16 protein-coding genes and 1 pseudogene are annotated in these 14,870 nt (G+C 51.7%); 3 read left to right on the top strand and 14 right to left on the bottom strand.

Annotated features, from left to right (window positions below):
- Positions 1 to 108: 108 nt before the first annotated feature.
- The 6 genes and pseudogenes from ID864_RS18730 to ID864_RS18705 form a co-directional block, all read right to left on the bottom strand.
- A complete protein-coding gene (locus ID864_RS18730; protein ID WP_191150209.1) occupies positions 109 to 522 on the bottom strand; it encodes a hypothetical protein in 414 nt (137 codons plus the stop codon).
- Between the two features lie 186 nt (positions 523 to 708).
- Positions 709 to 1,143, bottom strand: coding sequence for a hypothetical protein (locus tag ID864_RS18725; RefSeq protein ID WP_062818516.1), 435 nt, complete (start codon positions 1,141 to 1,143; stop codon positions 709 to 711).
- On the bottom strand, positions 1,137 to 1,760 hold the full coding sequence (locus ID864_RS18720) for a peptidoglycan recognition protein family protein (protein WP_191150208.1): 624 nt from the start codon (positions 1,758 to 1,760) through the stop codon (positions 1,137 to 1,139). The genes ID864_RS18725 and ID864_RS18720 overlap by 7 nt, the downstream gene beginning before the upstream one ends.
- A 28-nt stretch (positions 1,761 to 1,788) precedes the next feature.
- A pseudogene (locus ID864_RS18715) lies at positions 1,789 to 2,271 on the bottom strand (Hcp family type VI secretion system effector).
- A gap of 293 nt (positions 2,272 to 2,564) precedes the next feature.
- Positions 2,565 to 3,593 (bottom strand): alpha/beta hydrolase, encoded by a 1,029-nt coding sequence (locus ID864_RS18710; RefSeq protein WP_048918691.1) that lies wholly within the window; start codon positions 3,591 to 3,593, stop codon positions 2,565 to 2,567.
- A gap of 19 nt (positions 3,594 to 3,612) precedes the next feature.
- Positions 3,613 to 4,791: an MFS transporter gene (locus ID864_RS18705; RefSeq protein WP_048918690.1), complete on the bottom strand. Its 1,179-nt coding sequence runs from the start codon at positions 4,789 to 4,791 to the stop codon at positions 3,613 to 3,615.
- Positions 4,792 to 4,939: 148 nt separating this feature from the next.
- On the opposite strand from ID864_RS18705, the gene ID864_RS18700 reads away from it, so the two are divergent.
- Together ID864_RS18700 and ID864_RS18695 are read left to right on the top strand one after the other, a co-directional pair.
- Entirely contained in the window at positions 4,940 to 5,824 is an 885-nt protein-coding gene (locus ID864_RS18700) for a LysR family transcriptional regulator (protein WP_099754330.1), read from the top strand.
- A 4-nt stretch (positions 5,825 to 5,828) separates the two neighbouring features.
- Positions 5,829 to 5,996, top strand: a complete 168-nt coding sequence (locus ID864_RS18695) for a hypothetical protein (RefSeq protein ID WP_180276758.1) — start codon at positions 5,829 to 5,831, stop codon at positions 5,994 to 5,996.
- Between the two features lie 70 nt (positions 5,997 to 6,066).
- Here the strand turns inward: ID864_RS18695 and ID864_RS18690 are convergent, their stop codons facing one another.
- Positions 6,067 to 6,279, bottom strand: a complete 213-nt coding sequence (locus ID864_RS18690) for a KTSC domain-containing protein (RefSeq protein ID WP_048918688.1) — start codon at positions 6,277 to 6,279, stop codon at positions 6,067 to 6,069.
- A 579-nt stretch (positions 6,280 to 6,858) separates the two neighbouring features.
- A complete protein-coding gene (gene cspG / locus ID864_RS18685) occupies positions 6,859 to 7,071 on the bottom strand; it encodes a cold shock protein CspG (RefSeq protein WP_048918687.1) in 213 nt (70 codons plus the stop codon).
- 2,035 nt (positions 7,072 to 9,106) lie between these two features.
- Between cspG and ID864_RS18680 the strand changes: the two genes are divergently transcribed.
- Positions 9,107 to 10,588 (top strand): SIR2 family protein, encoded by a 1,482-nt coding sequence (locus ID864_RS18680; RefSeq protein WP_191150207.1) that lies wholly within the window; start codon positions 9,107 to 9,109, stop codon positions 10,586 to 10,588.
- 262 nt (positions 10,589 to 10,850) lie between these two features.
- Here ID864_RS18680 and ID864_RS18675 read toward each other — a convergent pair whose 3' ends face one another.
- The 6 genes from ID864_RS18675 to ID864_RS18650 are packed head-to-tail and all read right to left on the bottom strand — an operon-like array spanning position 10,851 to position 14,818.
- The gene (locus ID864_RS18675) at positions 10,851 to 13,172 is read right to left on the bottom strand and encodes a primase-helicase zinc-binding domain-containing protein (RefSeq protein ID WP_191150206.1); all 2,322 of its coding nucleotides are present in this window, start codon (positions 13,170 to 13,172) and stop codon (positions 10,851 to 10,853) included.
- Positions 13,173 to 13,186: 14 nt separating this feature from the next.
- Positions 13,187 to 13,525, bottom strand: coding sequence for a DUF5375 family protein (locus tag ID864_RS18670; RefSeq protein WP_191150205.1), 339 nt, complete (start codon positions 13,523 to 13,525; stop codon positions 13,187 to 13,189).
- Positions 13,515 to 13,778: a hypothetical protein gene (locus ID864_RS18665; RefSeq protein WP_191150204.1), complete on the bottom strand. Its 264-nt coding sequence runs from the start codon at positions 13,776 to 13,778 to the stop codon at positions 13,515 to 13,517. The genes ID864_RS18670 and ID864_RS18665 overlap by 11 nt, the downstream gene beginning before the upstream one ends.
- Positions 13,775 to 14,302, bottom strand: a complete 528-nt coding sequence (locus ID864_RS18660) for a host cell division inhibitor Icd-like protein (RefSeq protein WP_191150203.1) — start codon at positions 14,300 to 14,302, stop codon at positions 13,775 to 13,777. The genes ID864_RS18665 and ID864_RS18660 overlap by 4 nt, the downstream gene beginning before the upstream one ends.
- A 13-nt stretch (positions 14,303 to 14,315) precedes the next feature.
- Positions 14,316 to 14,564, bottom strand: coding sequence for a hypothetical protein (locus ID864_RS18655; RefSeq protein WP_191150202.1), 249 nt, complete (start codon positions 14,562 to 14,564; stop codon positions 14,316 to 14,318).
- Positions 14,561 to 14,818 carry a helix-turn-helix transcriptional regulator gene (locus ID864_RS18650; protein WP_191150201.1) on the bottom strand — a complete coding sequence of 86 codons (258 nt, stop codon included), beginning with the start codon at positions 14,816 to 14,818 and terminating at the stop codon, positions 14,561 to 14,563. Before ID864_RS18650 ends, ID864_RS18655 begins: the two co-directional genes overlap by 4 nt.
- Positions 14,819 to 14,870 lie beyond the last annotated feature (52 nt).

Genomic DNA, 14,870 nt, shown 5'->3' with positions numbered 1-14,870 from the left:
CGGCTAACAATTTAGCACCAGTAAAGTACCTAAATCTCAATTGCTGTAGTGGTCGACTGCGGTTCTGGTCAACCATAATGGATAGCAGGCATAGCAGATTAATTATCCCTAGCATATCAGGTCATCGCCAAGCCCATAGCTACAGGCAAAAGGATCGTCCCATTTATTACCTTTCAGGAAAAAAGTTGCTGATTTTCCATTGTCAAAAAAAACCCACCCCAAACCACTTGATTGCACTGTCCATCTTCCGGATGCTCCGTCCTTAAATTTTACTTTTCCTTTTGCCAGACAAGGTGAGTAATATTCATGAAGTAAGGTCCCATTATCTTTCGACTCTTTGGCGTGATTGAAAAAAAGTATCATCTGCTGTTTATTCGGCCTGAATGTTTTGCAGGCTCTTTTCTCATTTTCATTACCTCCATCATCATCTAACCCTACCTGATGGATACTCAGGCTGCTGACTGTCCTTCCTTGAGATTGAAATGAACAAGCACCTAAGAGAAATAAAGTTAAGAACATCATTTTTTTGTCATTTACCATTTGGCGCCGCTAGCCTCCGTGCGGTTCTTTCTGCTTATTTCAGGATGTCGGTATATTTGCATACTGACCATCCAGTGCCAGTAATACACTGCACTTTCACCTTTGTTAGTGGTCGACCGCTGTGTGGTCGACCCATGATGAGAAGCAGGTATAGCGGATTAATTATCCCTAGCATATCAGGTCATCGCCAAGCCCATATGTACAGGCATAAGGGTCGTCCCATTTATTTTCTTTATGAAAAAATACTGCCGATTTTTTATTTTCAAAAATCACAAAACCCAAACCGCTGGATTTTACGGTCCATCTACCCGATGATCCATCCTGGAATTTTATCGTGCCAATCGCCAGGCACGGCGAGTAATACTCATGAAGTAGTGTTCCATTTTTTTCAGACTCTTTAGCTAAGTTAAAAAAAGCAATCATCTGACTTTTTGTTGGCTTAAATGATTTACATTCTCTCTCTTCGCTCTTATCATTCCGTCCGTCCTCAACCAATCCAACGCCTTTTATCTCCAGCTGGCTTACTACCCGCCCCTTAACCTGAGGAGATAAAATACATAAAAAGGACAGTGTAATTAATAGCATTTTATTTGCATTTACCATGTTGCAGAACTAGCCTCCGTATCATTTTTTCTTCCTATTTCTGGATGGCGATATATTTCATTCATAGATACACTTAGCGTTTCCACTAACTCTTTCACTAACCATTTTAGGGCGTCATTTTGCTGTGATGTCACAGATTCATAAACATCCTTTCCTTTTCCCGTTTTAATGTCATCTATTTTTTTGGATTCGCCTACGATTTCGACTCCAATACTATCAGTATTATCAGGAAAACGGTCGGGGAATACTTTTTGCGTTTCTCTTTGATGCACTTTAAGCGTGTGCCCCAAAGACCTTTCCAGCACATCCATAGTTTTAAATTCGGTCGGCGCACATTTTTTGGTGAGTAAGCAGCGAGATTGTAAATATCCCACGTGCCACGTCATCTTATACAACGAGGCTGTTTGATAAATAGTGCCATCTTTATCTATCAGAAAGTGGGCACCGTTGGCATTGGCATTTTGATAGCTGTTGAAGGTGCTGCTGGCGGTTGGGCTGTCGGTCTGGTGCACGACAAGACCGTTGACCTTATCCATTCGTCCATGCTGTATCTTACTGAATATTTTCACGATAATACGTTCTGCATCTACGTGTCCGAGTTCATCAACATGTAACATCACTCTTCCTTAATTAATGTGGTTACCTTCAGGTGATTTTATTCGCCTTGATGTCGTACCCCATCGCCATCGTGCCCGCCGGGCCTCCCTCTGCGTTCTGTAGCACGTATTCCATTTTGACCCGTGAGAAAGACAAGCCGATCCTTTCGCGTGGCATACGCATGCTCTGATACTCGTGGGACTTTACCTTGCTGATGATAATTTCCTGCAGCGTGATGCGCAGAAACTCCAGCGGCGACCCCCCGGCCTTACGCACGGTGAGTATTGCTTCAGGGATATGCTTGCCGCTCAGGCAGTACTGCAGCAGGCTGGTGCTGGCTTTATCGAATCGGTGATCGAAAATGAGATCCTCAACGCGGCTTTTACCCGTGCCGCCCCCGCTGCCCGCGTGCATATTGGCCGGCTGGCTGACCGCTCAACGCCAGTAAAGCACCTCAATTTCACCCTGGTGAGCCGCATCGAGGGATTCACCTTCAATCCCTTTGATTTTGATGAAGATATCCTGAGACATCCGCTTACCTCCTTGTCGTAAAATAATCCGCGAGAGAAATAATATGAACAAGAAAGCCATTTTGATAGCGGTGGAAATGCTATTTTTAGCTTCACCTGATTGCAGGGGAGATAATTAATTACGGGTTCTACTAATAAGTAAAATAAATAATTTCATTCAATTCCGATAGTTATTGATGTCGGAGTAGGGATGACTGAAAAATTAAAAAAAGTTTGCCGCCAAAGAGAAACCATAAACCGTCGGGCCGACCGCTGCTCTGGTCGACCCGACAGTAAACAAAAATACAGGCTGAATTATTTCAAACGATCCTTAAAGAACGCAGCCAACCTGGCGAACGGGATCAGATCGGTACGATCGTAGAGATCGACATGCCCGGCATTCGGCACGATCACCAGCTCTTTCGGCTGGCCCGCCAGCTGGTAAGCCCGCTCACTGAACTCCTTCGAATGCGCCGCATCGCCGGTGATAAACAGCATCGGACGCGGAGAGATGGTTTCGATATCGTTGAACGGATAGAAATTCATAAACTTCACGTTGCTGGTCAGCGTTGGATGCGTGGTCAGCAATGGGGAAGAACCTTTCGGGGTAAACTCCCCGCGCGGCGTGCGGTAGAAATCATAAAACTCTTTTTCAATCGCGGACGAGTTTGCATCAATTTTATGCACGGTGCCGCTGGTGTATTTTGTTTCACCGCCGTCGAACTCCACGTCGCGCTGGGCAGCCGCTTCGGCGATAATTTTTTTGCGCTGCTCCAGCGTCAGCGAGTGATTAAGCCCGCTGCGGTTCGCGGCGCCCATATCGTACATGCTGACGGTGGCGATCGCTTTCATGCGCGGGTCGATCTTCGCGGCGCTGATCACAAAGCTGCCGCTGCCGCAGATCCCCAGCACGCCGATACGCTGGCGGTCAACGAAGGAACGCGTGCCCAGATAGTCCACTGCCGCGCTGAAAGATTCGGCGTAGATATCCGGCGCCACTGCGTTACGCGGCTGGCCGGCGCTCTCGCCCCAGAAAGAGACATCAATAGCCAGCGTCACAAATCCCTGCTCCGCCAGCTTCTGCGCATACAGGCTGGCGCTCTGCTCTTTCACCGCGCCCATCGGGTGGCCGACAATTATCGCCGCATGCTTATCATTCTGATCCATGCCTTTCGGCGTAAACAGATAGCCGGTGACGTCCATCTGATACTGATTTTTGAACGTGACTTTCTGCCGGGTGAGCTCTTTACTCTGATAAAAATTATCCGCGCCGCGCGACATATCGGCGGAGCTGGCGGCAAACGCGCTGATTAACAGCCCTAACAGCATGGCAAATCTTCTCATGGTCAGTCCTCAGTGGGGTTTAGTTATCTTTGCGCGAGGCCAGCAGGGCCAGCAGGGCTGCCGCCAGCAGCAGCAGCGCGCTAATCGTGAAGGTGCTGTGATAGCCGCGGTGGTCAAAGGCCAGCCCGCCGACCGTGGAACCCAGCGCGATAGAGAGCTGCACCACGGCGACCATCAGCCCGCCACCCGCTTCCGCATCCTCGGGTAACGTGCGGGCGACCCAGGTCCACCACCCGGTCGGTGCGGCGGTAGCAACCAGCCCCCAGAACCCCAGTAGCGCGGCAACTGTCCACAGCTGATGGGCGAAGAGCATCAGCGCTATCGCGGTCGCGGCCATCAGCAGGGGAATGGCGATCAGCGTGGGATACAGTCCCAGGGTTAACAACCTGGCGATCGCCAGCGTTCCCACCAGCCCCATCACGCCGATAGCCAGCAGGATCAGCGACAGCGTGGAGACCTCAACTTTGGTGACGGTTTCAAGGAACGGGCGCAGGTAGGTAAACAGCGCGAACTGCCCCATAAAGAACAGGCCGCAGGCCGCTATCCCCAACGCCACTAGCGGGTTCGCCAGCAGGCGAAAGACGTTGCCGCTGCGCGCTGCGCGGCTGTCGGTGTGCATTGCCGGCAGCGTGAACCACTGCCAGATGAAGGCAATCAGCGCCACCGGCACCAGGCAGAGGAACGCGCCGCGCCAGCCGATCACCGCGCCCAGATAGCTGCCAAGCGGGGCGGCAATAACGGTAGCCAGCGCGTTGCCGCCGTTAAAAATCGCCAGCGCGCGCGGCACCTGCTGCGCGGGCACCAGGCGGATGGCGGTAGCGGCAGAGAGTGACCAGAAGCCGCCGATAGCCACGCCAATCAGCGCGCGGCCTGCCATATAGCCCGGATAGCTGGCCGCCAGCGCGATGGTCGCGCCGGAAATCGCCATCAGCGCGGTCATCGCCAGCAGGAGCGTTTTACGGTTGAGATTACCCGCCAGCGCCGGGATCAGCAGGCTGGCCAGCAGGGCAAAAGCCCCGGAGATAGCAATACCCTGCCCTGCCAGCCCTTCACTGACGCCGAGGTCACGCGCTACCGGCGTCAGCAGGCTGACCGGCATAAATTCGGACGCCACCAGGGCAAACACGCACAGCGTCATCGCCAGTACCCCGCCCCAGTGGGCGGCAGCCTGCTGTGCCCCACTATCGCTCATGGTCATCACACTGTTTCCTTATCATTGCGCCGCGCGTGGCTGCGCTAGCGCCAGTTTCTGGGTGAAAATTCTACACGCGTGAAGTATGCTGACTAGCTAATCAATACTTAATGGCTTAATAAGCTGAGCTAATTAATCAGGGCGAAACAGGGCGATGAAGCGTAACCTCAATGATTTAATCTCGTTCGTCAGCGTAGCGCGCGAGGGCAGCTTTACCCGTGCGGCTGCCCACCTTGGCGTCACGCAGTCGGCGCTGAGCCAGGCCATTTCCGGGCTGGAGAACCGCATGCAGATCCGCCTGCTGACGCGCACCACGCGCAGCGTCTCCCTGACCGCTGCCGGTGAACGACTGCTGCTGGCGATTGGCAACCGCTTTGACGAAATTGAAGCCGAGCTGGATATGCTGACCGAGCTGCGCGATAAGCCCGCCGGAACGGTGCGCATCACCTGCGGCCCCAACGTGCTGCACACCACGCTGCTGCCGAAGCTGACGCCCCTGCTGCTGGAATACCCTGATATCAAACTGGAATTTGATGCCAACCACGGCTTTCGCAACATCGTGACCGACCGTTATGACGCGGGCGTGCGGCTGGGGGATACCATCGATAAGGATATGATCGCCGTGCCGATTGGCCCGCAGTTGCGCATGGCAGCGGTGGCTGCGCCGCACTATTTTGCCCGCCACGCCCCGCCGCAGACGCCGCAGGACCTGGTGCGCCATAACTGCATCAATATGCGCATGACCAGCTCGGGCGGCCTGTACGTCTGGGAGTTTGACGATGCAGAGGGGCCGGTCAACGTGCGCGTGGAGGGCCAGCTGACGTTTAATACTTCAGCGCATATGGTCGACGCTGCGCTCGCCGGGCTGGGCATCGCCTTTCTGCCGGAGGAGGAGTTTGCGCCGCATATTGCCGAAGGCCGCTTAGTGCGCGTGCTGGAAGAGTGGTGCCACCCTTTTCCCGGCTATTACCTCTACTACCCCAGCAGAAAGCAGCCCTCCCCGGCCTTTAAGCTGGTGTTAGAGGCGCTGCGGGAGTAGCGGCATGCTGGTTTTGTCAGAAAAACAGCCTTTTCGCGCAATAGGTTCAGGCTGGGGGATTTGTTTGAATCCAGGAATTGGATTTATCGGCGAGGCGCCGCAGCTGTTCGGTAAAACCGAACAGCTGAATGCCCGTACAGGGCATGCAGTAAGCCTTACGTTGAAGTTTTAAATAGGACTTACAGGCTGCTTGTCGTGGTCAACAAAACTGGCCACGGCTTTAGATTTTTGCGTTTAAAGACTCATTCTTTTTTTCGGCAAAGGTATTTACCTTTAATTACACCATCAAAAAAACGGCCTTTGGATTTTGCCGTTATGAAGTCATTATGAGTTTTTTCAGACACTTTAATGAACTGATAGGACAATGAATCAACAAAAGCCACCTCCAGCACTTTTTCTAATGAAAAATAACTGATGGATGTGATTCTTGATGATATGACTGTCTGAAAGTGCATATTATTCCCTCGTTATTAACCCTTAGTGCAACCATAGTTGTCTTTAAGGTTTGCTTCACAAAATAATGTTATTTTTGGACGAAAAAATTGTCAGTAAGCCATGTCGCAGACATTGTGTATCCGGGTCGAAAACAGCTTAAATGGAGTCCTATTATTCACTCTGACCGTAAAGTCATGTGAGACACTGCGGCCACTATACCACTGGCGATTTTAGCCTGATCGGGCACAGAAAGACTTACTGTGAACGTTACTGATAACTGCTTATTCTGAAAAACATGCGCACCGGTTGACCTGTGAATCATGAATATTATTATCTCTCAGGCATATTAAAAACACTAAGGGAGGGCAGGTAGTGGGCTGGAAATTACTCATCGGCGTTCTTACTGTCGCCATCGTTGGTTTTGCACTATTTGGTTTCGCTCTTTCACTCCAGCAGTTGAAGTAAAACGACGACCATCCTCTGAGCTACCCTGCCTGAAACGTAAAAAAACCGCTCAGGGCGGTTTTTTATCACGTTCACTTATCTGCTCAGGCTGATGCCGTCATCGCTGTCGTAAGTGTTCATGTCATTATCAGCTATTACAGCGTGATAACGTTAGCAGCTGCCGGACCTTTAGCACCATTCTCAATCGAGAACTCAACCTTCTGCCCTTCGTCCAGCGTTTTGTAATCGTTACTCTGGATGGCTGAGAAATGTACGAATACATCTTTGCTGCCATCTGCTGGCGTAATGAAGCCGAAGCCTTTTTCAGAGTTAAACCATTTTACTAAACCAGTCATTTTATTAGACATAGATACTTCCTTAAATTTTCTTTAGCCACATAAGGTGGCGAACATGGCCTGCTTGCAGATGAGGACTTATTGGGCACTTAGGAGGAGGCTCATGCAGAAGGGTATCTAAGGATAACGCTTGAAATGAGGACTGCTTTACTAAAACTGCTTTCATAAGGTCTGTATGACAAACCGATGAGGCATAGTGAACTCTTATGGGGAAACAATCAAGATTAGTTTTGTCAATGATTTGCTGGGAAAGCTTACAATTCAACGGAGGGAGTAATCTTAAAAGCCCTGCCCGTTGCAGCCAGGGCTTTTAAGGTACTACAGACTTCAGATTTAACATTAATGGACTTATTAAAGTGATACTACTATTAGTACTGCTTTTAAATGTACCCGTTAATTAAAGATAATACAGGGTGTTAATACGAAAAGCCCCCTCTGTTTATCCCGTTATACGCCTGTCTGCGCTTTTAAACCCAGCGTGACAATGCAAACAAGCACATCCCCCATCGCGACATAAACTCTTTGATGCGCTGCCCTTTGCCGGCATGGTTACGATAAATACACAAAACCACCCGCATGAACTCAAAAACAAGGCCTTACATCGTCGCGCTAACACTACCATTTTGCGCACCAGCACAAACACTACAAGGCCTGAAAGCGAACTACATCCCAAACAACAAACTTCGTGGCCTGTAAAGCAAAATGGGTTTCAAAATACTTCTTACTATTTAGTAACTTACTAACAACGTTTGTCGTGCTGATGGATACTAATTTACTCATTTAAGACTTGAGGTCAATGCTGTTTTTTAAAACATGTTTTTATTTACAGCGATAGTGACAGTGCTGCCTCACGCTACTCATTGTAACAACCTGCCAGCGGGATGGTGCTGGCGCCACAGAGGTAAGAAAGACTCTCCATATCAAGACGGGTCGGAAAAAAAGTCGCCCCCTACAGAAAAGGCGTTAACGGTAGGGGCTGGGCATGCCCAGCCCGGCTCAGGCATGCCTGAACCCTACGAAGGGCGGCTCATAGGGTTGTGCTTATTGCCCAATTCCTAAAGAGAGATGTTTTGTGGCTGACTTTCCAGACGTCTTAAGTCTGAACTTTTAAGCGTAACTTACAGGCTGCTCTGGCTGGCTGTTCGATTGCTAGTTGAGCCGGGGAGTAGGATTTGGCGGAAGATCACAGGAGTGATAAAAATCATTCAACTTCATGTTTTTATTGTAAATTCAATAAATGTAAAAACACTCCTATACACAATCTTATACACAAGCAATCTGGGTGAGATCATTCTTCTGAGTAAAAAGATTGAACTGATGCCAAAGAAAAATGATTTTGTAGAAAAGTGTTCACCCTGTTCACCTATGTTATTTATGTAATAAATATCAAAGATTTAAGTGGTGATTAGTTAGCCTGTGACTCTTCACTACTCTTCACCCCGGGTGAACACTCCTCTCTCATAGCCCAAAAATCCGGTCTGAGCCGGTTCAGTGGTTTTGGGTGGCTAAGGTGCTCAGACTGAGCTGGTCACATTCAAGCAGGGAGTTAAGCGTCAAGATCACGGTAACGAAAACGTATCAGGCCGTTAAAAATTGTCTTAAATTAGGCCGAGTAACCAGCCACAACGTCACAACTGCTTTGCAAAAAACCATCGTTAACGATGTAAGCCAGCTATTAGAAAAATGGAAGTTAACATCGTACCAATTCTTTATTTTTGCGGGGTGACCTAAAAAATTCGCATACATAAAATAGGAGTACTTACAAGCAGTTCCCCATATTTTTCTTCTTTACGCCGGCTGTTAGATCAGCTTTCGATACTCCTTCGATCTGTACCAGAATGGCGATAGCAAGGCTGTAAGCGCCAGAATGAACGTTGAGAAACTGCTGCATACGCCCTCGATTACATCCGCGTAGGTGCCAACATTGACTAACTAATCTGGTCTTTGCCTCACATGACCTCCGGCTCACGTTTTTTGAAAGACTGTTGGAATTTATTGCTATTATTTGGTCTTATATAGATAAGCAATGTTCACTTTGAGAGCCTACATGGAAATCCAAGAGTTCGTAAGTCACTACAAAAACCACCCTGTTCTTTTTATAGGGACAGGATTTAGTTTAAGATATTTGCAAAACTCATTTAGTTGGGATGGCTTGTTGATGAAGGTTGCAGTAGATTTGACTGGAAACCCTGAATTTTATTATGATATCAAAGCAGAGAGTCTTGAAAATGATGAATACCGATACGACTCTTTAGCAACAAAATTAGAAGAAGTTTTTAATAAAAAACTAGCTGAGGACAGAAACGGAAAGTTCGAAATAATAAATGATATTTTTTATGAAAACATGAAGATCGGAAAAAAACTTAGCCGTTTCAAAATATATTTAACCTCGATCTTAAAAGAACTGCCCTTAAAAGAAGATTTAAGAGAGGAAATTAACAGCCTAATAAAAACAAGAAAAAACATCGGCTCAGTGATTACAACAAACTATGACCAACTTATTGAGAACTTTTTCGATTTCATACCATTAATTGGAAATAATATATTACTAAGCAACCCTTACGGGTCTGTTTATAAAATACACGGTTGCGTTAGCGACCCAAATAACATAATAATAACCTCCAGTGACTATAGTAATTTTGATGATAAATATGAATTAATACGAGCCCAGCTCTTGTCCATTTTTATTCACAACCCAATAATATTTATAGGATATAGCATTAGTGATAAAAACATTAAATACCTCCTTCAAACAATATTTTCATATGTGGATTTAAATACTGAACTAGCGAAGAAAATAAAAGACAATTTCCTTCTCGTCGAATATGACGAGGGAAATATGTCCACAGTTATTTCTGAACATGATATTAATATTGAAGGGTTATCGATAATAAGAATTAATAAGATTAAAACCGATAATTACAAAGCCGTCTATGATGCTATATCCAACCTTGTCCTTCCTGTATCAGCAATGGATATAAGGAAAGTTCAAAAGGTCTGGAACACAATTAAGAGTGGGGGTGAAATTAAAGTTAAAATAACAGAAAATCTTGATGAGTTGCGAAATGAAGAATTAGTTATAGCTGTAGGGTCTGAAAGAACAGTCACTTACGAATACCAAACCAAATCTGAAATGATGCAAAACTATTTTAAAATAATCGATGAGGCTAACACACAACTTATCGCGCTCCTGAACAAACAAACTATCGCAAATCATGAGCACTTCCCAATTTATGCATTTAGCTCATTATGCCCGGAACTGGAAAACACTAAGTTATACAAAGAAAGGCAAGTAGATAAAATAATAAGCCAACTAACTAGAATTAAAGCTTGCAAGTGTGATGCAACAACTATAGATGAAATATTAGCAACTACTAAGGAATATAAAGTACCGAATACGATAATGTATTGCGTACTTAACGACTCAATATCTTTAATGGAACTCAGAAAATATCTCACATCCAAACCACATAAAATTGACACCCACTACCGTCGGCTATTGTGCCTGTATGACTTCTTATCGTATTAGAACCCCATCAAAACCACGCCAATGGTGTGGTTTTGATGAGCTTTGTGAATACACCCGATTAAATATCTTTTCCCAATTTATTTACTCAAGCGATTACCTAACATTTTCCTACCATGTTCAAACGAACAAATGATTAGAATCAGATTATGCACTGAGTTTGCTACAAAACCTTGTGAACATTTTTTATTAAAGAGAAGCTGGACTTATTCACGTTGCCGCATTACACAAACCGGCCGGAACCGGTTTGATGTTATTGGATTACTCAACCATCGCAACGCGGCAACCAGTCAGATTCGCAGTCGTCACTCAGCTCCAGGCTGGTCTGAATGCCGTTCTTCGTCTTGCGTTTCAGCAGCTCTATCTCGTACTCCTTGAGCGTCTGCGGGATGGCCTGCCCGAACGCCGTCAGGCTCATGGGGTGCTGGTGCCCCCTGGACTCCATAAACGACAGGTACGCGTGGTACAGGTAGCGCTTCGGGTTCAGGGGCCGGATGTTGGCATTGCCGATAAACAGCCCGGTCGGACTTGCCAGCGGCATCAGGTAGCCGCAGAAGTCGACCAGCGGGTCGGCGTGGCGTTTAATCTCCAGCGCCTCCCCCGAGGTCTGCTGCGCCTGTAACAGCTTTCTCGCCTCCTCCGGCTTTGCAAAGCGCTGCATCAGGTGACGTACGATAACCGCCAGCTCCAGGCGGATTTTGTCCAGCAGCTGCGGGTCGCGCTCGTCCGGCGGTATCGTCTCCGGGAACGGCAGGATAACCCGGCGGCGGGACACGCCCCCGCTGCGGTCGCTGAAGCGCATCGGGTTGTTGTTCACCGCCAGTATCACCGCAGGAATATAGGCCGAGTAGGCGTCGCGGTACTTCGGGTCAATCGCCACCGCGTCGCCGCCGGTAATGGCCTTGATGCCCGCCCCGTCGCCGCTCCATTTCTCCTGGTCAGGCAGGGTGATAAACGAATAACCGACCACGCTGGCGCGTTCACGCGACGACTCCAGCGTTTCAATGCTGGCTGAGGTGGTGTTGTCCTTCCCGGCCAGCAGCGTGCCGATTTCCGCCATCATGCTTTTCCCGCTGCCGCCGGGGCCGGTCACCTCCAGAAACATCTGCCAGTCGTAGCGGTTTGCCAGCACCATAAAGAGCGCCGCGAGGATGCGCTCCTGCTTGTCGTGATTGCAACCGGCGGCCCGCGTCAGCCACTTCCAGAAGTTTGGCGCGTGTTCTGCGAGGCTTTCGCCCGGCTTCGGCGCGGTGTAGCTCACGCTGTTGACCGAGCGCAGCCAGTTCTCCCGGTCGTGCGGGCTGAAGGTGCCGGTGGCGGTGTCATACACCCCGTTACGAAAGCCAATCAGGCGGCGCGCCGGGTCGCCCATCTGCGGCACCATCAGCTTCAGGGTGTCCAGGATACTGTTAATCCCGGCGGCGGAGAACGGGGCGCGGGCGGTCTGGAACAGCGCGGCAATCTCCCGGCGCAGCGTCTGCTGGGGCACGACCAGCCAGGCGCCGTTCTCATAGCGGCAGATTTCCTCCCCCACCGGCGGCACGGCCAGCGCGTTACCGTAGTGCGCAACCAGCAGCTCCGCCTTTTCGCTGGCGCTCATGCCCTTCAGGTCGGCCTCGCTCACCGACTCAAACGGGCCGGGCGCAGGCGGCTGCATGAACGCGGTCAGCAGCGCACGGGCGGCGGTATCGCCCTGCGTCTGCCACAGGTCGTTCCAGTCGCCTGCCACCGGCGGCAGGGCCGTCTTTCCGTCGCAGGCTTTTGCGGCCTCTTCGGCCTTACGCTGGCCCGCGCCGTTGTCGTCGCTGTCAGCGGCCAGCAGCATCAGCGCGTCGGGGTACTGCGCCCGGAGCTGGCGCGCCAGCTCAGGCAGGTTGTTCGCGCTGAGGGCGACGTACGCCGCTTGGCCGGTGAGGCGATGCACGGTCAGGCCGGTGGCAACCCCTTCGGTCAGCCAGAGCGTTTTACCGTCCGGGACGCCGCACGGGTGGAAGCTGCCCTTTACCCGCCCGTCCGGCAGGGTGCGCTTGTCGCCTGCCGCGTTAATGAGCTGCACGTTAACCACGTTGCCCTGCGCGTCGGTCAGCGGCACCAGCAGGTCACCGGCCTGAAAGGCGACGCCGCCGCAGCGCAATCCGGCGGCCAGCGTCAGCGCCCGCGTGCCGTCCAGCCCCTTCGACAGCAGATAGGCGTTATCCGTGCGGGCCACGGCGGCGGCAATCAGCCCGGCGGCACGTTCAGCCGCGTCAGCCCGGGCGCGGGCTTTCTCCTCCGCGCTCTTTTCTGCGTTCACCGGCAGGCCGGATACGGGCAGCGTGCCGAGCATGGCAGCGACCTTCAGCGCGGCCTCCTTTGCGCCCACTTCCAGCACCTTTTCAACCAAGTTCAGGCCGTCACCGGCTCCGCACTGATTGCACAGCCAGGTACCGCGACCGTCGCGGTCGTCAAAACGGAAGCGGTCTTTGCCCCCGCAGGCCGGGCAGGGGCAGTGTTGGCCGCCCGTGGTAACGGGGATGCCAAGCGCGGGCAGCAGCAGCGGCCACTGACCGGCGGCAGTCTTTACGGTATCTGAGACAATATTTTTCATGGTCTGCTTCTCCCTCAGTGCAGCGTGGCGCGGCTGGCGGTAGAGAGCTGACCGCAGAACAGCTCGTCCATCATGGTGACGCCGAGCGGGGTCAGGCGCGGCGGTGCGGTCAGCAGGTCAGACCCGACCATATCGGCCAGCATGGTGCAGGCCATCTCCATGCCCACCTCCGGGCCGTGGCGGCGCACGTAAAAGCCCTCCAGCTCGAAGGCGATGGTCATCTGAAGTTCGTCGAGAGTGGCCGCCACGCGGATGCCCTGCTGCCCGCAGGCGTTAAGGTAGCCCTGCGCCAGCGCACGGCGATAAACGGCGGTGCGCACCTCCACCGGGAGGCAGGAGTGGTTAGCTGTCATGGCGCAGCTCCTTTTCCAGAAAACCGTTCTCGCAGGTGGCGACCACCTTGCCGAGCTGGTCGGTCAGCAGGGCAATCACCGAGGCCAGCGCCTCGCCGTCAGGAACGTGACGCCTGTCGCCGGTAGCAATGACCAGCGAGAACATGTCGAGAACGGTAACGCCGACGCCGTGGGCGTGCTGGAGGCGCAGAAAGTCGGCGTGAGGGATGGCGTAGGTTTCGTCGCCGTGCATGCGTGCGGACAGGGTATTCATGCAGCCACCGCCTTAACGGGCAAGCGCCCGGCAAACGACAGCATGTAGTCACGTACCAGGCTCAGGCGGGCGGTGCGCTCGTCGGCGGCCACGGTGCGCAGCATGCAGGGACGGGCGTCGGCGCGTGAGCGACGGACGGCTGCAAAGATAAAGGTGAATTCGGGGTGAGCGGTAAGGTGAACCGTAGCCATGATGGCAGTCTCCATTGAGTAGCGGTTAACGCCACCACCGGAGTTCCTACACTCATGGGTGGTAGCCCGGACGGGGGTAGGAATACCGGCCTCAATGAACACCGGCCAGCCCGAAGGCTGCCCCGCCCGGGCCACCATTACGCAGACGGTATAACGGCGTGAGAACCGTTGCCCGTTAAATGGGTGCACTGAGGCGAAGACACAAAAAAACACGCGTGGCGCGTGCTGTGTCGCCATTGAGTAACTCGGGTTCCTACGCCCGGCTGCCGATTTTGCGGCAGCGGGAAAACTATAGACCGGCGGCTCGCCAGAGAAAAGGCTTTTTTCACACATCGGGGCTTTTTCCTCAGCAATCGGTCAGGACGTGATCGGACTGCTGCGGATTTGATCGGAACGACACTTTCTCTTTTGCGCCGTTTACGGCTTCAGGCTTCTGCCGCTCCGTTCGCACGCAGATATACCCGTGCGCGCCGCTGTTAAAGGCGGGAATAACGCCGGTCTTCCCCGCTGCGGCGGCCAGCAGGTTTTCAGCCACGTACGCAGCTTCGTCAGGCGTCAGCGGGAAAGTACGGGTGCCAATGTTGAGCGCGATCATGCTGCACCGCCTGAGCGCTGCGCGATACGGGCCTGCATCCAGTCGTCAACCTCTGACGCCAGCCAGGCGACGTTCTTGCCGCCGAGGGAAATCTGCGACGGGAACTGTTCCCGGCTGATTAAGTCGTAGATGGTTGAGCGCGACAGGCCGCAGGTGCTGATGACTTCGGGCAGGCGCATAAAACGGTCACGGGGGTAGTGCAGATGGCCCGCTGGCGGGGTGGCAGGGGCGGATGATGGAGAAACTAAAAGCATGGTGTTACCTCGTTTTTGTATCCGGGCGGCGCTGGCCGGTTCCGGCGGAATT

The sequence above is a fragment of the Erwinia aphidicola genome (assembly GCF_014773485.1).
Taxonomy (GTDB): domain Bacteria; phylum Pseudomonadota; class Gammaproteobacteria; order Enterobacterales; family Enterobacteriaceae; genus Erwinia; species Erwinia aphidicola.
This window is presented reverse-complemented; position numbering and strand designations above follow the sequence as displayed.